Source organism: Oerskovia sp. NPDC057915, from assembly GCF_042887685.1.
Classification (GTDB): Bacteria; Actinomycetota; Actinomycetes; order Actinomycetales; family Cellulomonadaceae; genus Oerskovia.
On record NZ_JBHVOS010000015.1, the window covers coordinates 1 to 21,826 of the forward strand.

A 21,826-nucleotide genomic window follows, 5' to 3' on the forward strand; every position below is an offset into this window, starting at 1 on the left:
AGGTAGACCCGTGTGCGCGAGGTAGACCTCCCGGGGGTCTACCTCGCGCGCACGGGTCTACCTCGGCGGACGGGGTCGACGGTCAGTACGTCGGGAGTCCCGGGTCGACGTCCCGCACCCAGGCCAGGACCCCGCCCTCGACGTTGCGCGCGTCCACGCCTGCGGCCCGCGCGAGGCCCGCGACCCGGTCGGACCGGCCCCCGACCTTGCACAGCACCGCGACCGTCCGGCCACGTGGCAGGTCCGCGAGCGCCGCGCCCGCGCCGGGCCCCGCGTAGACCCCGCTGGGCACGACGAGCGCGCCGTCGATCGCGACGATCTGCGTCTCCCAGTCCTCGCGGACGTCGAGCAGCAGGAGGTCGTCGTCGGGGTCGGCGAGGCGGTCGGCGAGCTCGCGCGCCGTCAGGCTCGTGGGCGTCGCCGCGACCGGGTACCCCACCGGCCGCGTCGCTCCGTCGTCCGTCCGCCCGTTCGCCGGGTCGCTGCCCGACGGCGTCGCTCCCGTCCCCGGGACCGGCCCACCGGAGGTGTCGCTCGTCGCGGGCACCGGGCGCCCGCCCGTACCGGCAGCCCCTGCCCCGCCCGGCTCCCCTGCCCCCCGGGCGAGGTCGACCGCGAGACGACCGTCCGCCGTCGGGCCCGGGAAGAAGACCTTCCCGGACGAGACGGCGGCCGGGACCGCGACGTCCGCCGGGGCGAACCCGCAGAACGCCTCGTAGGCGTGGTCGCCCGCCAGGAGCGCGGTCACGGGGACGCGCGCGGGGTCGGCCCGGACCGTGAGGTGGCGCCACGTGAGCTCGAGCGAGTCGTAGACCGCGAGGCGGCCCAGGAGCGTGCTCCCCGCACCGGTGACCAGCTTGATCGCCTCGGTCGCCATGACCGAGCCGACGGTCCCGCACATGGCCCCCAGGACTCCGCCGGTCGCGCAGTCGGGCACGGTGCCGGGCGGCGGCGGCTCAGGGAACACGTCACGGTAGACCACGCCCTCCCCGACAGGAGGCACCGACCAGAAGACGCTGACCTGGCCCTGGAAGCGGAAGATCGAGCCCCAGACGCACGGGATGCCCGCGACCTCGGCGGCGTCGCCCACGAGGTAGCGGGTCGCGAAGTTGTCGGTCCCGTCGAGGACCAGGTCGTAGCCGTCGAGGACGTCGAGGACGTTCGAGGCGTCGAGGCGGTGCTCGTGCACCCGGACGCTCACGTGCGGGTTGACGTCGGCGATCGCGTCGCGCGCGGACTCGACCTTGGGCCGCCCCACGTCGGAACCGCCGTGGATCACCTGCCGCTGGAGGTTGGAGAGCTCGACGCGGTCGTCGTCGACGATGCCGACCGTCCCGACGCCGGCCGCCGCGAGATAGAGCAGCGCGGGGCTGCCCAGCCCGCCCGCGCCCACGACCAGGACGCGCGCGGCGCGCAGCCGCTGCTGGCCCTCGACCCCGATCCCCGGCAGGGCCAGGTGCCGCGAGTAGCGGGCCAGCTCCTGCGGGGACAGGGGCTCGGTCGAGGGGGCGACCAGCGGCGGCAGCGAGGTCATCGGGCGTACTGCTCCACGAGGGCGTCGAGCTTGGCCTCGGCCTCGCGGTGGACCTTCTTCTCGAGGATGAAGGACATGACGGGCACGACGCCCGCGAAGACCATGGTCGCCAGGCGGCCCCAGCTCCAGCGCATCTTGGACCACAGGTCCAGGACCGTCACGAGGTAGACCACGTAGACCCAGCCGTGCGCGAACGGGATCCAGCCCACGAAGCGCATCACGCCGTCGACGTCGACGAACGCACCGACGCCGTACTTGACGATCATCTCGACGCACAGGATGAGGAGCATCACACCGGTGATGAGGGCCATCACGCGGTAGCGCTGGAGAGCGCCGCGGGCCTTGCGGACGGCGCGGTCGACGACCTCCTGCGACGGGGCGTCCGCCACGGCGTCGGAGGTCTTCTGCGAGCCGGCGGGGTCGGGCGTGGTCATGGGAAGGTTTCCTTACGCTGAGCGAAAATCCGTGGCCCGGTGTCGGTGGCCACACCTAATGTTAGTGACCGTGCGACCCCTCCCCCTCCCCGACCCGGGCACCCCTCCGCTCACCGGCCCCGGTGCCTTCCTCTGGTGGCTCGCGCGCCGCCAGTGGGGCATCCTCCTGGTCGCCGTCCTCCTCGGCATGGTCACGTTCGTGTGCCAGGCCGTCATGCCCTACGTGCTGGGCCGTGCGCTCGACGAGGGCCTCGACGAGGGCTTCGGTGCGGTCCTGCTCGGCTGGGCCGCGGTCATGCTGGGCATCGGCCTGGTCCAGGTGGGGGCGGCAGCGCTCGGCCACCGCTACGACATCGAGAACTGGCTGCGGTCGGCCTTCACCACGTCGCAGCTCGTGGGCGACACCGTCGCGCGCTCGGGGCACACGATCACGGACGAGCTCCCCACGGGAGAGGTCGTCTCGGCGGTCGCGTCGGACGCGCTGCGGGTGGGCGAGGTCTACGCGATCGCGGCTCGCTTCGCGGGCTCCCTCATGGCGTACGCCGTGGTCGCCGGGATCATGCTGAGCACCTCGCTCCAGCTCGGCCTCGTCGTGGTCCTCGGGCTGCCGGTCGTCGCGGGCATCCTCGCGTTCCTCGTCAAGCCGCTCCAGCAGCGCCAGGCCGCGCAGCGCGAGGCGTCGGGTCGGCTGACCACCCTGGGCGCGGACACCGTGTCGGGCCTGCGCATCCTGCGCGGCATCGGCGGGGAGAAGGTCTTCACGGACCGCTACCGCACCCAGTCGCAGGCCGTCCGCCAGACGGGCGTGCGCGTCGCGACCACGCAGTCCTACCTCGACGGGCTCCAGGTCCTGCTGCCGGGCCTGTTCGTCGCCCTGGTCCTGTACCTGGGCGCGCACGCGGCCGTGGCCGGGGACATCAGCCCGGGCCAGCTCGTCGCGTTCTACGGGTACGCGGCGTTCCTGTCGTGGCCGCTGCAGATCGCGACCCAGACGCTCCAGATCACGACGCGCGCCCACGTGGCCGCGAAGAAGCTCGTCAAGGTGCTCTCGGTCGTCCCCGCGACGGGCGCGACCCCGGGCACGGCGTCCGCGCCACCTGCCGGGTCGGTGCTGGTCGACGACACGAGCGGTGTCGAGCTCACGCCCGGCCGCGTCGTCGCGCTCGTGAGCGTGGACCCGGACGAGTCGGCGCGCATCGCCACGCGCATGGGCCGGTTCGACGACGTCGCGGAGGCGGGCACGCCCGTGCACCTGGGTGGGATCCGGCTCTCCGACCTCGACAAGGACGTGGTGCGCGAGCGCATCGTGGTCGCCGAGGCCACGCCCCACCTGTTCTCGGGCGTGCTCGGCGAGGAGATCGACGTGCGGGGAGGGAACCTCGAGGCAGAGCTCCTGCGCGCCGTCATGATCGCCGACGCGCAGGACGTGCTCGACTCCGTCCCGGACGGGCTCGCGGGAGAGCTCCCGGAGAAGGGTCGTTCGTTGTCCGGCGGTCAGCGTCAGCGCGTCGCCCTGGCCCGCGCGATCCTCACCGACCCGGAGATCCTGCTCCTCGTCGAGCCCACGAGCGCGGTCGACGCCCACACCGAGGCGCGCATCGCCGAACGCCTCGCCGAGGTCCGGCGCGGGCGCACCACCCTCATCGTGACCGCGAGCCCGCTCGTGCTCGACCACGTCGACGACGTCCTGTTCGTCGAGGACGGCCGCGTCGCCACGCACGGCACGCACCGCGAGCTCCTGCACCGGCCCCTGACCGCGCACCAGGGCGAGGAGGCCGCGCGCTACCGCGCCGTCGTCGGGCGCTCGATGGACGAGACGCCCGCCGACCCCGACGACGACCACCTGCCCACGGGCTCCGCCGAGCTCACCGACGCCTCGAAGGGCGTGTCATGAAGCTCCCCGTCGCCGACGCCTCCCAGGTCCGCCAGCACACCGCCTACCTGGTCCGCGAGCACCGCAGGCCGCTCATCGGTCTCGCGGTCCTGCACACCGTCGCCGCGATCGCGGGGCTCGCGGGCCCCTGGATCCTGGGCCGGCTCGTCGACGCGGTCGCCCAGGGCACCACCTCGACCTACGTCAACCAGGTCATCGCGATCGGCGTGGCCGCGGTGCTCGTCCAGGCCGTCCTCATCCGCTACGCCCAGAAGTCCTCGATGATCTTCGGCGAGACGGTCTTCGCCGAGCTGCGCGAGGACTTCCTCGAGACGGTCACGACGCTGCCGCTGTCGACGGTCGAGCGTGCCGGCACGGGAGACCTCGTCGCGCGCACGACCAACGACGTCAACCGCATCCAGCACGCCGTGCGGTTCGGCGTCCCGCGCCTCATCGTCGCGGTCGTCACGATCCTGCTCACGGTCGTCGCGAGCATGCTCACCTCGCCCCTCGTGGCCGTGTCGCTGTTCCTGGGCGTCCCGCTCATGGTCGTCGTCTCGCGCTGGTACCTGCGGCGCGCCTCGCCCGGCTACCAGCGCGAGTCCGCGGCGTACGCGGCGCTCAACGGCACCATCACCGAGTCGGTCGAGGGTGCTCGCACGGTCGACGCCCTGCGCCTGGGTGCCCGGCGCCGGGCACGCGTCGAGGCGGACCTGCGCGAGGCCTTCGCGGCCGAGAAGTACACGCTGAACCTGCGCACCGTCCTGTTCCCCGCGGTCGACTTCACGTTCGTGCTCGCCCCCGTCGCGGTCATCGTGTGGGGTGGCTACCTGCTCTCGACGGGGCACGCGACGATCGGCGCCGTGACGACCATCGCCATGTACGCGTTCCAGCTCGCGGGGCCCGTCTGGGAGCTCATCTTCTGGCTCGACGAGATCCAGGTCGCCGCGACGTCCCTCGCGCGCATCGTGGGCGTCAAGCTCGTCGACAGCGACCGCGAGGCCGGGGACGCGATGCCCACGGACGAGCACGTCGTGGCGCGGGACGTCGAGTACGCGTACCGCGAGGGGCACAACGTGCTGCACGGGATCGACCTCGACCTCGCGGTCGGTGAGCGCCTGGCGGTCGTCGGCCCGTCCGGGGCGGGCAAGTCCACGCTCGGGCGCATGCTCGCGGGCATCCACCCGCCCACGGGCGGTTCGGTCACGGTGGGCGGCGTCGAGCTGGTCGACCTCCCGCTCGACGACCTGCGACGTCACGTCGCGCTGGTCACGCAGGAGCACCACGTGTTCGTCGGGTCGCTCGCGGACAACCTGCGCCTGGCCGACGAGCACGCCGACGACGACGCGCTGCGCGCCGCGCTGACCGCGGTCGACGCCCGCGACTGGGTCGAGGCGCTCCCCGAGGGGCTCGCGACCGAGGTGGGCTCGGGCGGTCACGTGCTCACGCCCGCGCAGGCACAGCAGGTCGCGCTCGCGCGGCTCGTGCTGCTCGACCCGCACACCCTGATCCTCGACGAGGCGACGTCGTTGCTGGACCCGCGTGCGGCCCGCCACCTCGAGCGCTCGCTCAACGCCGTCCTCGAAGGACGCACGGTCGTCGCGATCGCGCACCGCCTGCACACGGCGCACGACGCCGACCGGGTCGCGGTCGTCGACGGGGGGCGCATCACCGAGATCGGGCCTCACGACGAGCTCGTCGCGGCGGGCGGGGACTACGCGCGGCTCTGGAGCTCCTGGCAGCAGGAGTAGCCGGACCCCTCGCACGGACGTTCAGGGCGTGACCGGTGTACCCGGCCACGCCCTGAACCCTGTCCCGCGAGGTCCTGACCTGCCGGTACGCTCTCGCGGGTCCGACCGGTCCCGGCGCACGCCGACGACCTGCCGGGACGACGAGGTCCTCGGCGCACGTCCGGACGCACAGCAGACGCGACGCCCGTCTTCCAGGGATTCCCCAGGAAGACCCCTCAGGATTGGTTGAACGTTCAACGAGGATACGAGGGGCCATGAAGAAGACGATCACGCTGACCGTCGGGATCGCGATGCTGTGCGCGCTCCTCCTGCTCGGTGGCACGTGGGTCTACGCCCGCTCGCAGGCCGGCACCGAGGCCGCTCCCCTGTCGATCGGCTCCGCAGCGCCCAGCGACGCCTCCTCGGCCGCTGCCGACGCCTCGGGCTCGACCGTCGACGGCGTCCAGGACGGCGTGTACGCCGTCGACACCGACTCCCGGGCGGGCTACCGCGTCGACGAGGTGCTCTCCGGGCAGGACGTGACCGTGGTCGGCCGCACGAGCGACGTGCGCGGCGAGGTCACGGTCGAGGGCGGCGTCCTCACCGCGGCGAGCATCGAGGTCGACATGACGACCATCGAGACCGACGACTCCGGGCGCGACCGGCAGTTCCTGCGCATCCTCGACACCGGCGAGCACCCGACCGCGACCTTCGTCCTCACGACCCCCGTCGACCTCTCCGGCCTGGCGACCGGCACCGCGACGGTCCAGGCCACCGGCACCCTCACGATCAAGGGCGTCCCGCACGAGGTCACCGCGACGCTCGAGGCCCGGACCACGGGCAGCGGGGCGCAGGTCAGCGGCTCGATCCCCGTGACGTTCTCCGACTACGGCGTGGCCGCGCCGAACCTCGGCTTCGTCCAGGTCGACGACGCGGGGACCGTCGAGATGCTGCTCGAGCTCACACCGTCGGACGGCTGACCGGCGCGCTGCTCGACGCGGCCCCTCCGGTCGCACCGGTGCCCGCAGCCCCGCCGGAGCGCTCAGCCCCGCCGGAGCGCTCGGCCGGACCGGCTTCCTCGGAAGCGCCCGCCCCGTCGGAACCACCGGACACCTCGGAGGCGCCGGCGCCGGGGCCCTCTCCGCCCGGCGACCGCGGCAGGTCGGGCAGACCGGCGATCCCGCCGCCGACGCCGTCCGAGCGCTTGCGCCCGCCCGCCGCCTCGTCGCGCACGAGCCGCACCCAGAGGGCGACGGCGAACAGCCCGAAGATCCACCACTGCAGCGCGTAGAACGCGTTCTGGACGTTGACCCCGTTGCCGCCCTCGATCGTGGGTCGGGGCAGGAGGTGAGGGCCGCCGTCGGCCGCGGCGAGCTGCGCCGGGTCGGACTCCATGAGCACGAGGTACCCGCCGTAGATCGGGTTGCCCCAGACGTTGGCGAGCGCCGCCGAGGAGATCGAGTCGGTCTGCCCCTCGGGCAGGCCGCCGGTCCCGGCGGCCTCGGAGGCCTGGAGGTAGGCGGTGAGCCGCACCTCGCCCGAGGGCACGGCGAGGGCTGGCGCGTCCGTCGTCGGGACCCAGCCGCGGACGACCGGGACGACGGGCGGGCCGGACAGGTCGGCCCAGGACTCGCCGCCCGTGCCGTCGTCGCTCACGCGCAGCGGCGTCAGGACCAGGTAGCCGGTGCGACCGTCGAGCGCGCGACCCGCGACCAGGAGCTGCCCCTCGGGCTCGTACTCGCCCTCGACCCAGGCCTGGCGTCCCACGAGCTCGCCCGGGAAGGTCGACTGCGGGGGGAGCAGCACGCCGAGGCCCTCGGGACCGGCGGCCTCGGCCTCGGCGATCTCGTGCTGCTCGGCGAGCTCGGCCCGCTGGTAGGCGCGGTCGAGCTGCCACACCCCGAGACGGCCGCACACGCCCGCCGCGAGGAGGAAGAGCAGCAGGAAGCCGATCATGCGGGGGCTGCGGGCGACAGCCCAGAAGCCGGGGCGAGAGGGGGCCTGGTCGGACACGACTCCACGGTAGCCGGGCGGGGGTGGCCCGGGAGAATCCCCGACCCCCGACGTGACCCAGACCACTCCCGCGGACCGGTCCGCCCGTCCCGGGACCTCCCGACGCAGCGGTCGGGACCTTCGTCCTTTTCTGCCTCGACCGACGCACCTCACATCCCGTGGGGCCGTCGAAACCATGCGTTGCACCCATCGATGAGGTTGTATGAAGGTGCCACCATTCCCCGGTACAGCTGGAGCGTGCGATGACTACGACCACCTCGCGTCCGACAGAAGGAACCCCTTGGCGATCCGCCGAGGTCTCCCCCCTCTCCGAGGAGACGCTCGCGCGCGTCGACGGGTGGTGGCGGGCCGCCAACTACCTGTCGGTGGGCCAGATCTACCTCCTGTCGAACCCGCTGCTGCGCGAGCCCCTCACCCGGGACGACGTCAAGCCACGCCTCCTCGGCCACTGGGGCACGACGCCCGGCCTGAACTTCCTCTACGCGCACCTCAACCGCGCGATCGTCGAGCGTGAGCAGTCGACGATCTACGTCACGGGCCCCGGCCACGGTGGCCCCGGGCTCGTCGCGAACTCGTACCTCGAGGGCACCTACTCGGAGGTCTACTCCGACATCACCCAGGACACCGAGGGCCTGCGCCGGCTGTTCCGCCAGTTCTCGTTCCCGGGTGGGATCCCCTCGCACGTCGCCCCGGAGACGCCCGGCTCGATCCACGAGGGCGGCGAGCTCGGCTACGCGCTCTCGCACGCCTACGGTGCCGCGTTCGACAACCCGGACCTGCTGGTCGCCGCGGTCGTGGGCGACGGCGAGGCGGAGACCGGCCCCCTGGCCACGAGCTGGCACTCGAACAAGTTCGTCAACCCGGTCAACGACGGTGTCGTCCTGCCGATCCTGCACCTCAACGGGTACAAGATCGCGAACCCCACGATCCTCGGGCGCATCAGCGACGACGAGCTGCGCGACCTCATGATCGGCTACGGACACACCCCGTACTTCTTCACGGGCGGGTTCGACGGCGAGGACCACTACGAGGTCCACCGCCGCTTCGGGGTCCTGCTCGACGAGGTGCTCAACCACATCGCGCAGATCAAGGCCGACGCCGCGGCGGGCAACGACGAGCGCCCGGCCTGGCCCATGATCGTCTTCCGCACCCCCAAGGGGTGGACCGGACCCAAGTCGATCGACGGCAAGAAGACCGAGGACTCGTGGCGCTCGCACCAGGTGCCGCTCGCGAGCGCGCGCGACACCCCCGAGCACCTGCAGGACCTCAAGGACTGGCTCGACTCGTACCGCATCCACGAGCTGTTCGACGACGAGGGCCGCCTCGACACGGACGTCGCGCGGCTCGCGCCTCCCGGCACGCTGCGCATGAGCGACAACCCGCACACCAACGGCGGGCTGCTGCTCAAGGACCTGCGCCTGCCCGACTTCCGCGACTACGCGGTCGAGGTCAGCGCGCCGGGCGGCGGCCTCTCGGAGGCGACCAGGGTCCTGGGCCAGTGGCTCACGGACGTCGTGCGCCTCAACCCGGACAACTTCCGGATCTTCGGCCCCGACGAGACCGCGTCGAACCGCCTGCAGGCCGTCTACGAGGTCACGGACAAGCAGTGGAACGCTGACTTCTTCGGACCCGACGTCGACGAGCACCTCGCGCGTGCGGGTCGCGTCATGGAGATGCTGTCCGAGCACCAGTGCCAGGGGTGGCTCGAGGGCTACCTGCTGACGGGCCGCCACGGCCTGTTCTCGTGCTACGAGGCGTTCATCCACATCATCGACTCGATGTTCAACCAGCACGCCAAGTGGCTCAAGATCACGAACGACATCCCGTGGCGCCGCCCGATCGCGAGCCTCAACTACCTGCTCTCGAGCCACGTGTGGCGCCAGGACCACAACGGCTTCAGCCACCAGGACCCGGGCTTCATCGACCACGTCGTGAACAAGAAGGCCGAGATCGTCCGCGTCTACCTGCCGCCGGACGCCAACACCCTGCTCTCGACCTACGACCACGTCCTGCGCTCGCGCCAGTACGTCAACGTCGTGGTCGCGGGCAAGCAGCCCGCGCCGAACTTCCTCACCATGGACCAGGCGGTCGCGCACTGCACCCGGGGCCTGGGCATCTGGGAGTGGGCCGGCACCGAGGTGCCGGGCGAGGACCCCGACGTCGTGCTCGGCTGCGCGGGCGACGTCCCGACCCTGGAGACGCTCGCCGCGGCCGACCTGCTGCGCCAGCACCTGCCCGGGCTCAAGGTGCGCGTCGTGAACGTCGTGGACCTCATGCGCCTTCAGGACGAGAAGGAGCACCCGCACGGGCTCTCCGACCGTGACTTCGACACGCTCTTCACCACGGACAAGCCCGTGGTCTTCGCGTACCACGGGTACCCGTGGCTCATCCACCGCCTGACCTACCGCCGCAACGGGCACGAGAACATCCACGTGCGCGGCTACAAGGAGGAGGGCACGACCACCACGCCGTTCGACATGGTCATGCTCAACGACCTCGACCGGTTCCACCTGGTGATCGACGTCATCGACCGCGTGCCTTCGCTGCGGTCGAAGGCGGCCGGTCTGCGCCAGAAGATGGTGGACGCCCGCCTCGAAGCACGGCAGTACACGAGAGAGCACGGCGAGGACATCCCCTCGGTCCGTGACTGGGTGTGGCCCGACGCGGGCGACACCGCGACAGAAGGGAGCGGCCCGTCGTACGACGCGGCCGCCGCTACCGGAGGCGACAACGAGTGACCAGCACCGCCCGATCCATCTACCTCGCCTCACCCGAGGGCGAGACGGGGAAGTCCACGATCGCGCTGGGAGTCCTCGACCTGCTGACCCGTAGGGTCCAGCGGGTCGGGGTCTTCCGGCCCGTGACGAGGACCGCCCCGAGCTCCGTCGCGGGGGCCACCGTCCCCGTCGACGGGGCCGGCTCCGCCGCCGCACCCGGCTCCGCAGACCGCGACTACGTGCTCGAGCTGCTGCTCGCGCACGACGGCGTCGACCTCACCTACGAGGAGGCCATGGGCGTCACGTACGACGACGTCCACGCCGACCCCGAGGCGGCTCTCGCCCAGATCGTCGCCCGCTACCACGAGGTCGCCAGGCAGTGCGACTTCGTGGTGATCGTCGGCACGGACTACACCGACGTCGCCGGCCCGACCGAGCTCGCGTTCAACGCCCGCATCGCAGCCAACCTGGGCGCCCCGGTGCTCCTGGTCGTCTCGGGTCGTGACCGCACGCCCGAGGCCATCGCGAACCTCACCGAGGTCAGCGTCAACGAGCTCCGCTCGAACCACGCCCAGCCGATCGCGGTCGTCGCGAACCGGTGCCGGCCCGAGAGCATCGACCAGGTGCGCGCCCAGCTCACGGCGATCACGCCCGAGGGTCATGGCGCCCACTCGGCGTCGGGCTCGCTGCCCGGGTGGGCCATCCCGGAGGACCCGTTCCTCAACGCCCCGACCGTGGCCGCGATCATGGAGGCCGTGGGCGGCGAGCTCGCGCTCGGCGACCCCGAGCTGCTGGGCCGCGAGGTCCTCGACCTGCTCGTCGGGGCCATGTCGCTCGAGCACCTGCTCGAGAAACTCGTCGACGGCGCCGTGGTCATCACCCCGGGCGACCGCAGCGACATCCTCATCGGCCTGCTCGCCGCGCACCAGGCCCGCAACTTCCCGTCCCTCGCGGGCATCGTCCTCAACGGCGGCTTCTACCCGACCGACTCGACCGGTCGCCTGGTCGAGGCCCTCGACCCGAGCCTGCCGATCATCCGCACGGACCTCGGGACGTTCCGTTCCGCGAGCGCCGCGTCGCGGGTGCGGGGCCGGGTGTCCAAGGAGTCGCAGCGCAAGGTCGACACGGCGCTCGCGCTGTTCGAGCAGAACGTCGACGGCGCCGCGCTCCTCGCGGGCCTGGACGTGCCGCGCCCCGAGGTCGTCACGCCGCTCATGTTCGAGTACGAGCTGCTCTCGCGGGCCCGCGCGGACCGCAAGAACATCGTGCTGCCCGAGGGCGACGACGACCGCATCCTGCGCGCGGCCTCGACCCTGCTGGGTCGCCAGGTCGCCGACCTGACGATCCTGGGTGACGAGCAGTCGATCCGGGCGCGGGCGACCGAGCTGGGTCTCGACATCGACGCGGCGACCGTGATCGACCCGCACGACCCCGAGCTCGTCCAGCGCTTCGCCGAGGAGTACACGAGGCTGCGCGCCCACAAGGGCATGACGGTCGAGCGCGCGCGCGAGATCGTCCCCGACGTGTCGTACTTCGGGACGATGATGGTCCACCTGGGTCTGGCCGACGGCATGGTCTCGGGTGCGCGTCACACGACGGCGCACACCATCAAGCCGTCGTTCGAGATCATCAAGACCATGCCGGGCGTGTCCGTCGTGTCGTCGGTGTTCCTCATGTGCCTCGAGGACCGCGTCCTGGTCTACGGCGACTGCGCCGTGAACCCGGACCCGACCGACACCCAGCTCGCCGACATCGCGATCTCGTCGGCCGCGACGGCGCTCCAGTTCGGGATCGACCAGCGGGTGGCGATGCTGTCCTACTCGACCGGCGAGTCCGGCTCGGGCGTCGACGTCGACAAGGTGCGCTCCGCGACCGAGATCGTGCGCAGCCGTCGCCCCGACCTGTTCGTCGAGGGCCCCATCCAGTACGACGCCGCGGTCGACGCGTCCGTGGCCGCGTCCAAGATGCCGGTCTCGGACGTCGCGGGCAAGGCGACGGTCTTCATCTTCCCCGACCTCAACACGGGCAACAACACCTACAAGGCGGTCCAGCGCTCGGCGGGCGCGATCGCTGTGGGACCCGTCCTCCAGGGCCTCAACAAGCCCGTCAACGACCTCTCTCGCGGTGCCCTGGTCCAGGACATCGTCAACACCGTGGCCATCACGGCCATCCAGGCACAGGCGGGCTCGACCACCGAGCCCGGCACGAACGGAGCACCCGCATGACCGTCCTCCCGGAGCACGAGCGCTCGAACCCGTACTCGGCGTACGGCGCTCACGGCTCGGTCCTCGTGATGAACTCGGGGTCGTCCTCGCTCAAGTACCAGCTCGTCAACCCGGTCGGCGGCGAGGCCATCGCCGCGGGGACCATCGAGCGCATCGGTGAGTCGAACGGTGTCATCAAGCACCGCTTCGCGGGCAACACGACCACGCGCGAGGAGCCCGTCCGCGACCACGCGGAGGCGCTGCGCATCGCGCTCTCGCTGTTCGACGAGGTCGGGCCGCGCCTCGCCGACGCCAACGTGTACGCCGTGGGTCACCGCGTCGTCCACGGCGGTGCGCAGTTCTCCCGCCCCGTCCTGGTGGACGACGAGGTCGAGCGTCAGATCCTGGACCTGGCTCCCCTCGCCCCGCTGCACAACCCGGCGAACGTCACGGGCATCGCGGTCGCCCGCGAGCTCCTGCCCGACGTCCCGCACGTCGCGGTGTTCGACACGGCGTTCTTCTCGTCGCTGCCCGAGGCCGCCTCGACGTACGCCCTGGAGAAGGAGACCGCGAAGAAGTACGGCGTGCGCCGGTACGGCTTCCACGGCACGAGCCACCACTACGTGTCGGGCAAGGTCGCGCGCGTCCTGGGCCGCCGGCTGCAGGACCTGAACATCATCGTGCTGCACCTCGGCAACGGCGCGTCGGCCTCGGCCGTGCGCGGCGGCATCGCGGTCGACACGTCGATGGGCCTGACGCCGCTCGAGGGCCTGGTCATGGGGACCCGCACCGGGGACATCGACCCCGCCGTGATCTTCCACCTCGCGCGCAACGCGAACATGTCGATCGACGAGCTCGACGACCTGTTCAACAAGCGCTCGGGCATCAAGGGCATCGCGGGCGAGAACGACTTCCGCGCGCTGCACGACCTGATCGCCGCGGGCGACGAGGACGCGAAGCTCGCGCTCGACGTGTACATCCACCGGCTGCGCAAGTACATCGGTGCGTACATGGCCGTGCTGGGTCGCATCGACGTCATCGCGTTCACGGCCGGCGTGGGCGAGAACGACGACATCGTGCGTGCCCAGGTCGTCGAGGGCCTCGCAGGCCTCGGCATCGCGGTCGACCCGGAGCGCAACGCGGTCCGCAGCAAGGAGCCGCGCGTCATCTCGCCCGACTGGACGAGCACGCTGGTCATGGTCGTGCCGACCATGGAGGAGCTCGCGATCGCCCGCCTGAGCGTGGAGATCGTCGAGGAGACCGAGAAGGCCGGGAAGCCCGTCACGTTCCCGCCGGCGGCGTCCGCAGGCGCAGCAGGGTCGGCTCCCGAGCCGTCCTCGCCTGCCGAGCAGGCAGAGCCGGACGTGCCGCAGGAGTCCTGACCTCTCCACCGCCGTCCGTCGCGCACCCGAGCACAGCGCGACGGGACCGTGCGCGGGCACGGCACTGCCCGCGCACGACCCGAGCCACGCCTCGACCCTCTAGGGTCGAGGCGTGGCTCTTCTCATCGACCCGCCGACCTGGCCCGCCCACGGGACCTCGTGGTCCCACCTCGTCTCGGACTCCTCGCTCGACGAGCTGCACGACTTCGCCGAGCGCCTGGGGCTCGGGCGGCGCGCGTTCGACCTCGACCACTACGACGTCCCGGCCGGGCGTCACGCGGACTGCGTCGCCGCAGGGGCCCAGGACGTGTCGGGGCGCGAGCTCATCGTGCGGCTGCGGGCCTCGGGGCTGCGCGTCCCGGCCCGCGAGCGCGGGGCGGCCAAGGCCGCAGCCCTGCTGTCCCGGTGGGACTCCCTGGTGCGCGGGCTCCCGGGTGCGCGCGAGGTGGGAGAGGACCTGGTCGCCCGCTGGCACGAGCCGCACCGCGCATACCACGGGCCCGCGCACCTGGTCCACGTGCTCGACTCCCTCGCGGTCCTGGAGGGCCGCTCGCCGGGAGTGCCCTCCCCCGCCGAGCCTGCGCCGTCGGGCACGTCGCTGCACGCGCAGCTCGCGCTGTGGTTCCACGACGCGGTCCACGAGGGCGTCGCGGGCGACGACGAGGAGGCGTCGGCCGCGCTCGCGGTCGACCGCCTGTCCCCTCTCCTCCCCCGCCCGACGGCGTCGCTCCCCGGAGACAGGGCCCTCGCCCCGGGCGGGACACACCTCACGCACGACGACGTCGCGGAGGTCGCCCGGCTCGTCCGCCTCACCGCGACGCACGACCCTGCCCCCGACGACGAGGCCGGTGCGCTCGTGTGCGACGCCGACCTCGCGATCCTCGGCAGCGCGCCCGACCGGTACGCCCGCTACGTCCGGCAGGTCCGCGCGGAGTACGCCCACGTGCCCGACGAGCAGTTCGTGGCGGGCCGGGCCGCGGTCCTCGAGCAGCTCCTCGCGCTCCCGTCGCTCTTCCGGACCTCGCTCGGGCGCGACCGCTGGCAGGAGCGCGCCGAGCAGAACCTGCGGACCGAGCTCGCTGGTCTCACCGCGCGCGGGCACGCACCTGGCGGAGGCTCACGCCAGTAGGCTCCCCGACATGAGCGAGCAGGGGACGGACGGGGCCACGCCCCCGGAGACGGCGTCGGGCAGGGCTGGGACGACCGGCACGACCGCTGAGACTCCCGTGGGCCCCGGGCCGGGCCGGGGCCGCCGGCCCGGACCGTCGTGGCTGCGCGGCCACCGCGGGCGCGCCGCGGTCGTCGGAGCCGCCGCGCTGGTCCTCGTGGTCGCAGCCCCCGTCGCGTGGGTCCAGGTGAGCGGGCAGCTGCGCGCGCACCGCGGCATCGAGGACGTGCGCGCGCGTCCGGTAGCCCTCGTCCTCGGCGCGGGCCTGCGCCCCGACGGCACGCCCTCGACGTACCTCACGCGGCGCCTCGACGCGGCGCGCGAGCTGTACGAGCGCGGGACGGTCGAGGTGATCCTCGTGAGCGGGGACAACGCGAGCGAGGACTACGACGAGCCGACCGCGATGCTCGACTGGCTCGTCGGCCACGGTGTGCCCGCGGGACGCGTCGTCCGCGACTTCGCGGGGTTCGACACCCACGACACGTGCGTACGGGCGCGCGAGGTCTTCGGCGTCACCGAGGCCGTGGTCCTCACGCAGGACTACCACCTGCCCCGGGCCCTGTTCTCGTGCACGCAGGCAGGCATCGACGCGGTGGGCGTCGGGGTGTCGGCCGAAAGCGTCGAGCCGGCCAAGGCCGTGATGTACCGGGTGCGCGAGGTGCCCGCCTCGCTCAAGGCCGCCTGGGACGCCGTGACGGGCCGGGAACCCGTGCACCTGGGCGCGCGCGAGACCGCGGTCACAGACGTCCTGGGCTCGCTCGACGCGACCCCCGCCGCTACGGCAGGCGCAGCTTCTTCATGACCGCGAAGGCGGTCGTGAGCAGGCGGCTCGCACGGTCGGCGGGCTGCGCGTAGAGCGTGTCGAAGCTCAGCCCGCGCGAGACCCCCCGCTGGACCACGATCGTCTGCGCCTCGGTGAGCGCCTCGATCCCCTCGCGCCCGTGCCGACGCCCCACGCCCGAGCTCTTGAACCCGCCCATGGGCGCAGCGACCGAGCCGAACGCCGACGCGTACCCGTCGTTGATGTTGACGGCCCCGGCATCGACCTGCGCCGCGAGTCGGCGTCCGCGCGCGGTGTCCTGCGTCCAGATGCTCGCGCTGAGCCCGAGGTCCGAGTCGTTCATCGCCCGGATCGCAGCCGCGTCGTCGGGTACGCGGGTCACCGTGACGACCGGGCCGAACGTCTCCTCGCGCGCGCACTCGGCCGTGGACGGCACGTGGTCGAGGACCGTGGGCGCGTAGAAGAACGGGCCGATGTCGGCGCGGTGCACACCGCCTGCGAGCACGCGGGCGCCCTGCGAGAGCGCGTCGTCGACGTGGGCGACCACGCGGTCGAGCTGCGCCTGGGACGTGAGCGAGCCCATGTCGACCGAGTAGTCGAGCGCGGTACCGAGCCTCAGCTCGCGCACGAGCGGGACGAACGCGTCGAGGAACTCCTCGGCGACGTCCTCGTGCAGGACGAGCCGCTCGATCGAGACGCAGAGCTGGCCGCTGTTGGAGAAGCACGCACGCACGGCGCCCAGCGCCGCGGACGGCACGTGCGCGTCCGCCGCGACGTACAGGGGGTTCTTTCCGCCCAGCTCGAGCGTGGTCCCGATGAGCCGCTCGCCCGCCAGCGCGGCGACCTTGCGCCCCGTCGCCGTCGAGCCCGTGAACGCGATGTGGTCGACGAGCCCCGTCAGGGCCGCGCCGATCTCCCCGCCGCCGGCCACGACGAGCAGGAGGTCGCCGGGCAGCCCGGCCTCCTCCAGGACCTCGGCGGCCCACAGGGCCGTCAGCGTGGTCTGGGGGTCCGGCTTGACCACCACGGCGTTGCCCGCGACCAGGGCGGGCAGCGCCTCGGCGAGGGCCAGCGTGAGCGGGTAGTTCCAGGGTGCGATGGCCCCGACCACGCCGACCGGACGGCGGTGCACGCTCGCGCGCGTGAGGACGGGCAGCATCCCGCCGACTCGCCGCTCGCCGAGGTAGTGCGCGGCCCGCACGCCGTAGTGGCGCGTGACCTGGGCGATGTCGCCGACCTCCTCGAACGCGCTGCGGCGCGACTTGCCCGTCTCCATCTGGAGCAGGTCCAGGATCTCGGCCTGCCGCTCGAGGACCAGGTCGTGGAAGCGCAGGAGCACCGCGGCGCGCTCGGCGACCGTGGTGTGCGCCCAGGAACGCTGGGCCCGGCGCGCACGCTCGACCGCGAGCGTGACGTCCTCGACCGAGGACAGGGGGATCGACGCGAGCGGCGCCCCGGTGAACGGGAGGACCGAACGGTGCTCCCCCGCCGTGTGGGAGGTGACGATGCGGGCCACGAGGGGAGCGACGACGTCGGGCTCCAGGACGTACGTGGCGGAGGGGTGCTCCGGGTCCAGGAGGCCGTCGATGGCGGCGCTGCCGTCCGATGTTTCGCTTGCCATGCGTGACAGGTTACGCGGCGGTACCCCTGCGCAGAACATCCTTCACACAATCCCCTTTGGCAGGTCTCGCCCGGCGTGCCGGGTACGACGTCCTCCGGGCCGGCGGGCGCCGGGCCGCGCCGGGCGACGCCGGGATCGCGCCGGGCCGCTGCGGTCAGTCCTGCGCCGCCCAGGTGCGCGCTCCGTCGAGGAGGTGCGCCAGGGCGTCGTCGACGACCTGGGCCGGGTCCCGCTCGGGAGCGGCCTCGGCCCACCACACGAGAGCTGCGAAGTTCGCGGCCGAGCACGCCGCGGCGAGCGACCGCGCGCGCAGCGACGGCTGGGACCCGTCCTCGGCGCGGGCCAGGAAGGACTCGACGAGCGCGGCCGACGTGCCGATGCGCGAGGTGCCCCAGGCGAGCAGCTCGTCGTCCGACCCGATGAGCCGCAGCCGCTGACGCGTGACCTCGAGGGCGTCGTCGGGGAAGGTCGAGGACGCGACGAACGCGGCGCGCACCACGTCGAGCGCCTCGGCCAGGCTCGCGGGTCTGCTCGCGTCGAGCACCTCGGTGATCGCGTCGCGAGCCTCCCCCGAGCCGCCCCAGACCATCGCGGCCTTCGACGGGAAGAGGCGGAAGAGGGTCCGTCGCCCGACGCCGCACGCGCTCGCGACGTCGTCCATCGTGACGTTCCCGAATCCCTGCTCGGTGAACAGGCGCAAGGCCGTCGCAGCGACGTGCGCCGGGTCGACCGTGGCAGGGCGCCCACGGCGTGCGGGTGTCTGCGACATCACATCTCCTCGGGAACATCTTTATGACACTGAGTGCTAGAAAGGTAGCAGGAGCCAGACCAGGCACCTCGACCCGGCGGAAGGACCCCATCATGAGCACGTCGACCATCCCGAACCGATTCTCCGGCGCGACCGTCGTCGTCACCGGCGCAGGCTCCGGCATCGGCAAGGCCACCGCGACCCGTCTCCTCGCCGAGGGCGCGCGCGTCATCGCGAGCGACCTCGACGCCGACCGCCTCGCCGCGCTGGCCACCGAGAGCGGCGAAGCCCCGCTCCTGACCGTCGTGGGCGACGTGTCCGACGACGCCGTGATCGCCAGCATCGTCGAGGCCGGCGAAGGACGCATCACGGGCCTCGTCAACAACGCCGGGATCATGGACTCGTTCGTCCCCACGGCCGAGATCGACGACGCCCTGTGGGAGCGCGTCATGCGCATCAACGTGACCGCACCCATGAAGCTCATGCGCGCCGTGCTGCCCGCGATGGTCGAGGCCGGTCACGGCCGGATCGTCAACGTCGCGAGCGAGGCCAGCATCCGCGCAGGTGCCTCGGGCACCCCGTACGCGACCTCGAAGCACGCGGTCGTGGGCCTGACCAAGAGCACCGCGCTCTTCTACGGCCCCGCGGGGGTGCGCGTCAACGCCGTGGCCCCCGGAGCCGTCGCGACAAACATCGAGGCGCCGTTCCGTTCCGAGCTCGGCGCCAAGCGTCTCGGGCCGATCATGCAGGCGACCGTGCCCGCCCCCGCGACCGCCGAGCAGCTCGCGGCCTCGATCACGTGGCTGCTCTCCGAGGACTCCGCGAACGTGAACGGCGCGCTCCTCATGTCGGACGGTGGCTGGTCGACCATCTGACGAGGCCGGGTGTCGAGCCCGAGGTCGGCCGGGCGGCTCGTCGTCGCCCGACCGGCCTCGTCGGGGCCCCGGCACCTCAGACGAGGTCGCGCCCGAGGACCGTGCACTCGGCGTCGACGTACCCGAGCCGCTCGTAGAAGCCCAGGACCTGTGTGTTGGTCGTGCGCACCATGAGGCGCACCTTGCGCACCCCCTGCGACGCGAGCCACGCCTCCGCGGCGACCACCGCGTCACGCCCGAGCCCCGTGCCCTGCAGGTCGGGCACCACGGCGACGTAGTAGACCCAACCGCGGTGCCCGTCGAACCCGGCCATGGCCGTCGCGACGACGGTGCCCGGGGTGTCCCCGTGCGCGACGAGGACGGTCGAGGACGGGGCCGTCCGGGCGTCCGCCACGTCGAGGTGCGCGTCGTTCCAGGGCCGCGCGAGGCCGCACGCCTCCCAGAGGGCCACGACCTGCTCGACGTCGTCGTCCGTGATCTCGCGGAAGTCGACACCGCCCACGCGGAACGGACCGACGGCGCCGCCCCCCGACGGCTCGACCACGCCGTCAGCCTGCGCGGGGCCCGGCTCGACGCCCGAGGGCGCACCCGCGCCCAGGGCGTTCGTCAGCCCGACCCCGTCGCGGATGCGGCCCGGAGCCATCAGCGCGGCTGGTAGGGCGAGACGACGACCTCGACGCGCTGGAACTCCTTGAGGTCCGAGTAGCCCGTCGTGGCCATCGCACGCTTGAGCGCACCCACGAGGTTGAGCGTGCCGTCGGCCTGGCGACCCGGGCCGAACAGGATCTCGTCGAGCGTGCCGGCCGTGCCGACGCTCACGCGCTCCCCGCGGGGCAGCTGCGGGTGGTGCGCCTCGGAACCCCAGTGCCAGCCCTTGCCCGGCGCCTCGGTCGCACGCGCCAGGGCGGCACCGAGCATCACGGCGTCCGCACCGCACGCGACGGCCTTGACCAGGTCGCCCGAACGCCCCACACCACCGTCGGCGATGACGTGCACGTAGCGGCCACCCGACTCGTCCAGGTAGTCACGACGCGCGGCCGCGACGTCCGCGACGGCCGTCGCCATGGGCGCGTGGATGCCGAGGCTCACGCGGGTCGTGTGCGCCGCGCCGCCACCGAAGCCGACGAGGACGCCCGCGGCGCCCGTGCGCATGAGGTGGAGCGCCGCCGTGTAGGTCGAGGCCCCGCCGACGATGACCGGGACGTCGAGCTCGTAGATGAAGCGCTTGAGGTTGAGCGGCTCCGCGTTGCCCGACACGTGCTCGGCCGAGACGGTGGTGCCGCGGATGACGAACAGGTCCACCCCGGCGTCGACGACGGTCTTGTAGAACTCCTGCGTGCGCTGCGGCGACAGGGCGCCCGCGACCGTGACGCCGGACTCCCGGATCTCCTTGAGGCGCTGGGTGATCAGCTCGGCCTTGATCGGCTCGGCGTACACCTCCTGCATGCGACGCGTCGCGCTCACCGCGTCGAGCGTCGCGATCTCCGCGAGGATCGGCTCCGGGTTCTCGTACCGCGTCCACAGGCCCTCGAGGTCCAGCACGCCCAGGCCGCCCGCGTTGCCCAGGGCGACCGCGGTCGCCGGGCTCATCACGGAGTCCATGGGGGCCGCCAGGATCGGCAGGTCGAAGTGGTAGGCGTCGATCTGCCACCCCACCGACACGTCCTCCGGGTCACGCGTACGCCGGGAGGGGACCACGGCGATGTCGTCGAAGGAGAAGGCGCGCCGTCCGCGCTTGCCACGACCGATCTCGATCTCGTTGCTCACCCGACGAGGATACCGGCCCCGGACGCGGTCACGCCCTCGCGCGCCACGCGATGGACCGCAGCGTCCCAGCAGCACCGCCCGGCAGGGCTGTCAGTGGCCGCTGGCATGCTCACCAGCAGAGACCAGGGACGGTCGCGAACGGCGAGGACCGCCGGGCCACCACCCACAGGACGACCGCAAGGAGCACGACGATGAGCTGGACGACCGGACCGCTGCTGGGCTTCGACACCGAGACCACCGGGGTCGACGTCACGAACGACCGCATCGTGACCGCCGCGCTCGTGCGGCGCGTCCCGGGGCAGAGCACCGAGGTCCGGACCTGGCTCGTCGATCCCGGCGTCCCCATCCCCGCGGAGGCGGCCGCGATCCACGGCATCTCGACCGAGCACGCGGTCGCCCACGGGGTGGCACCGGGACCAGCCCTCGAAGAGATCGCGGCGCTCATCGCCGCGGACCTCGCGATCGGTGTGCCGGTCGTCGCGTTCAACGCGGCGTTCGACCTGTCGCTGCTCGACGCCGAGCTCGCACGCCACGCCCTCCCGACCCTGGGCGAACGGCTGGGGCGGGAGGTCACTCCCGTGATCGACCCGCTCGTGCTCGACCGCTCGCTCGACCGCTTCCGCAAGGGCAAGCGCAAGCTCGGCGACCTGTGCGTGCACTACGGCGTGACCGACGGCGGCAACCTCCACACCGCGGACGTCGACGTCCTCGCGACGCTCGACGTGCTCGATGCCATGACCCGCGTCTTCCCCGAGCTCGCCGAGCAGGACCTCGACTCGCTGCACCGCCACCAGATCACGGCCCACCGGGCCTGGGCGGAGAACTTCAACACCTGGCGCGCCGGGCAGGGGTACGTCGGCGCGGGGGCCAGCACCGCCTGGCCGTCCTGAGCCACGGGCGTCCGTCCGCGAAAAACCTCATAGAACGTATGGGCTCCTCGTGATGATCCCGTGAAGCCGACCCGGCACCTCAAGACCGG

General features: G+C 72.7%; 17 protein-coding genes. 10 read left to right on the top strand and 7 right to left on the bottom strand.

The window, feature by feature from the left end; all coding sequences use genetic code 11:
- Positions 1–82: 82 nt before the first annotated feature.
- Both moeB and ACFVQ3_RS11285 read right to left on the bottom strand, forming a co-directional pair.
- Entirely contained in the window at positions 83–1,534 is a 1,452-nt protein-coding gene (moeB, locus tag ACFVQ3_RS11280; protein ID WP_387638816.1) for a molybdopterin-synthase adenylyltransferase MoeB, read from the bottom strand.
- Positions 1,531–1,968: a DUF3817 domain-containing protein gene (locus ACFVQ3_RS11285; RefSeq protein ID WP_377677941.1), complete on the bottom strand. Its 438-nt coding sequence runs from the start codon at positions 1,966–1,968 to the stop codon at positions 1,531–1,533. Before ACFVQ3_RS11285 ends, moeB begins: the two co-directional genes overlap by 4 nt.
- Before the next feature lie 58 nt (positions 1,969–2,026).
- On the opposite strand from ACFVQ3_RS11285, the gene ACFVQ3_RS11290 reads away from it, so the two are divergent.
- The 3 genes from ACFVQ3_RS11290 (at position 2,027) to ACFVQ3_RS11300 (ending at position 6,551) form a co-directional block, all read left to right on the top strand.
- Positions 2,027–3,862 carry an ABC transporter ATP-binding protein gene (locus ACFVQ3_RS11290; RefSeq protein WP_387638820.1) on the top strand — a complete coding sequence of 612 codons (1,836 nt, stop codon included), beginning with the start codon at positions 2,027–2,029 and terminating at the stop codon, positions 3,860–3,862.
- Positions 3,859–5,592: an ABC transporter ATP-binding protein gene (locus ACFVQ3_RS11295; RefSeq protein ID WP_387638823.1), complete on the top strand. Its 1,734-nt coding sequence runs from the start codon at positions 3,859–3,861 to the stop codon at positions 5,590–5,592. The genes ACFVQ3_RS11290 and ACFVQ3_RS11295 overlap by 4 nt, the downstream gene beginning before the upstream one ends.
- A 254-nt stretch (positions 5,593–5,846) precedes the next feature.
- Positions 5,847–6,551 (top strand): YceI family protein, encoded by a 705-nt coding sequence (locus ACFVQ3_RS11300; protein WP_387638825.1) that lies wholly within the window; start codon positions 5,847–5,849, stop codon positions 6,549–6,551.
- On the opposite strand, the gene ACFVQ3_RS11305 is transcribed toward ACFVQ3_RS11300, so the two are convergent.
- Positions 6,532–7,584 carry an SURF1 family protein gene (locus ACFVQ3_RS11305; protein WP_387638828.1) on the bottom strand — a complete coding sequence of 351 codons (1,053 nt, stop codon included), beginning with the start codon at positions 7,582–7,584 and terminating at the stop codon, positions 6,532–6,534. The genes ACFVQ3_RS11300 and ACFVQ3_RS11305 overlap by 20 nt on opposite strands.
- A gap of 242 nt (positions 7,585–7,826) precedes the next feature.
- Here ACFVQ3_RS11305 and ACFVQ3_RS11310 point away from each other — a divergent pair, with 242 nt between their 5' ends.
- The 5 genes from ACFVQ3_RS11310 to ACFVQ3_RS11330 all read left to right on the top strand — a co-directional run bounded on the left by ACFVQ3_RS11310 (position 7,827) and on the right by ACFVQ3_RS11330 (position 15,857).
- Complete coding sequence (locus ACFVQ3_RS11310; protein WP_387638831.1) at positions 7,827–10,322, top strand: phosphoketolase; 2,496 nt, start codon at positions 7,827–7,829, stop codon at positions 10,320–10,322.
- Positions 10,319–12,526 (top strand): phosphate acetyltransferase, encoded by a 2,208-nt coding sequence (gene pta / locus ACFVQ3_RS11315; protein WP_387638834.1) that lies wholly within the window; start codon positions 10,319–10,321, stop codon positions 12,524–12,526. Before ACFVQ3_RS11310 ends, pta begins: the two co-directional genes overlap by 4 nt.
- Positions 12,523–13,887: an acetate/propionate family kinase gene (locus ACFVQ3_RS11320; protein ID WP_387638837.1), complete on the top strand. Its 1,365-nt coding sequence runs from the start codon at positions 12,523–12,525 to the stop codon at positions 13,885–13,887. Before pta ends, ACFVQ3_RS11320 begins: the two co-directional genes overlap by 4 nt.
- Positions 13,888–13,999: 112 nt before the next feature.
- Positions 14,000–15,016 (top strand): DUF4031 domain-containing protein, encoded by a 1,017-nt coding sequence (locus ACFVQ3_RS11325; RefSeq protein WP_387638840.1) that lies wholly within the window; start codon positions 14,000–14,002, stop codon positions 15,014–15,016.
- Between the two features lie 10 nt (positions 15,017–15,026).
- Positions 15,027–15,857: a vancomycin high temperature exclusion protein gene (locus ACFVQ3_RS11330; RefSeq protein ID WP_387638842.1), complete on the top strand. Its 831-nt coding sequence runs from the start codon at positions 15,027–15,029 to the stop codon at positions 15,855–15,857.
- Here the strand turns inward: ACFVQ3_RS11330 and ACFVQ3_RS11335 are convergent.
- Together ACFVQ3_RS11335 and ACFVQ3_RS11340 are read right to left on the bottom strand one after the other, a co-directional pair.
- Complete coding sequence (locus tag ACFVQ3_RS11335; protein ID WP_387638845.1) at positions 15,832–17,457, bottom strand: succinic semialdehyde dehydrogenase; 1,626 nt, start codon at positions 17,455–17,457, stop codon at positions 15,832–15,834. The two genes, ACFVQ3_RS11330 and ACFVQ3_RS11335, sit on opposite strands and share 26 nt — an antisense overlap.
- Positions 17,458–17,611: 154 nt before the next feature.
- Positions 17,612–18,226: a TetR family transcriptional regulator gene (locus ACFVQ3_RS11340; RefSeq protein ID WP_387638848.1), complete on the bottom strand. Its 615-nt coding sequence runs from the start codon at positions 18,224–18,226 to the stop codon at positions 17,612–17,614.
- 92 nt (positions 18,227–18,318) lie between these two features.
- Between ACFVQ3_RS11340 and ACFVQ3_RS11345 the strand changes: the two genes are divergently transcribed.
- Positions 18,319–19,080, top strand: coding sequence for an SDR family NAD(P)-dependent oxidoreductase (locus tag ACFVQ3_RS11345; RefSeq protein ID WP_387638851.1), 762 nt, complete (start codon positions 18,319–18,321; stop codon positions 19,078–19,080).
- Positions 19,081–19,156: 76 nt separating this feature from the next.
- Here ACFVQ3_RS11345 and ACFVQ3_RS11350 read toward each other — a convergent pair whose 3' ends face one another.
- Entirely contained in the window at positions 19,157–19,723 is a 567-nt protein-coding gene (locus ACFVQ3_RS11350) for a GNAT family acetyltransferase (RefSeq protein WP_387638853.1), read from the bottom strand.
- Positions 19,723–20,847, bottom strand: a complete 1,125-nt coding sequence (locus tag ACFVQ3_RS11355) for a GuaB3 family IMP dehydrogenase-related protein (RefSeq protein ID WP_387638856.1) — start codon at positions 20,845–20,847, stop codon at positions 19,723–19,725. The genes ACFVQ3_RS11350 and ACFVQ3_RS11355 overlap by 1 nt, the downstream gene beginning before the upstream one ends.
- Positions 20,848–21,038: 191 nt before the next feature.
- On the opposite strand from ACFVQ3_RS11355, the gene ACFVQ3_RS11360 reads away from it, so the two are divergent.
- The gene (locus tag ACFVQ3_RS11360; protein ID WP_387638859.1) at positions 21,039–21,737 is read left to right on the top strand and encodes an exonuclease domain-containing protein; all 699 of its coding nucleotides are present in this window, start codon (positions 21,039–21,041) and stop codon (positions 21,735–21,737) included.
- Positions 21,738–21,826 lie beyond the last annotated feature (89 nt).

Bases quoted from the DNA above. Each gene is read 5' to 3' on its own strand.
- ACFVQ3_RS11340 (WP_387638848.1), bottom strand. From the start codon at position 18,226: ATGTCGCAGACACCCGCACGCCGTGGGCGCCCTGCCACGGTCGACCCG.
- ACFVQ3_RS11360 (WP_387638859.1), top strand. From the start codon at position 21,039: ATGAGCTGGACGACCGGACCGCTGCTGGGCTTCGACACCGAGACCACC.
- moeB (WP_387638816.1), bottom strand. From the start codon at position 1,534: ATGACCTCGCTGCCGCCGCTGGTCGCCCCCTCGACCGAGCCCCTGTCC.
- ACFVQ3_RS11290 (WP_387638820.1), top strand. From the start codon at position 2,027: ATGTTAGTGACCGTGCGACCCCTCCCCCTCCCCGACCCGGGCACCCCT.
- ACFVQ3_RS11330 (WP_387638842.1), top strand. From the start codon at position 15,027: ATGAGCGAGCAGGGGACGGACGGGGCCACGCCCCCGGAGACGGCGTCG.
- ACFVQ3_RS11345 (WP_387638851.1), top strand. From the start codon at position 18,319: ATGAGCACGTCGACCATCCCGAACCGATTCTCCGGCGCGACCGTCGTC.
- ACFVQ3_RS11310 (WP_387638831.1), top strand. From the start codon at position 7,827: ATGACTACGACCACCTCGCGTCCGACAGAAGGAACCCCTTGGCGATCC.
- ACFVQ3_RS11285 (WP_377677941.1), bottom strand. From the start codon at position 1,968: ATGACCACGCCCGACCCCGCCGGCTCGCAGAAGACCTCCGACGCCGTG.
- ACFVQ3_RS11350 (WP_387638853.1), bottom strand. From the start codon at position 19,723: ATGGCTCCGGGCCGCATCCGCGACGGGGTCGGGCTGACGAACGCCCTG.
- ACFVQ3_RS11295 (WP_387638823.1), top strand. From the start codon at position 3,859: ATGAAGCTCCCCGTCGCCGACGCCTCCCAGGTCCGCCAGCACACCGCC.
- ACFVQ3_RS11320 (WP_387638837.1), top strand. From the start codon at position 12,523: ATGACCGTCCTCCCGGAGCACGAGCGCTCGAACCCGTACTCGGCGTAC.
- ACFVQ3_RS11300 (WP_387638825.1), top strand. From the start codon at position 5,847: ATGAAGAAGACGATCACGCTGACCGTCGGGATCGCGATGCTGTGCGCG.
- ACFVQ3_RS11335 (WP_387638845.1), bottom strand. From the start codon at position 17,457: ATGGCAAGCGAAACATCGGACGGCAGCGCCGCCATCGACGGCCTCCTG.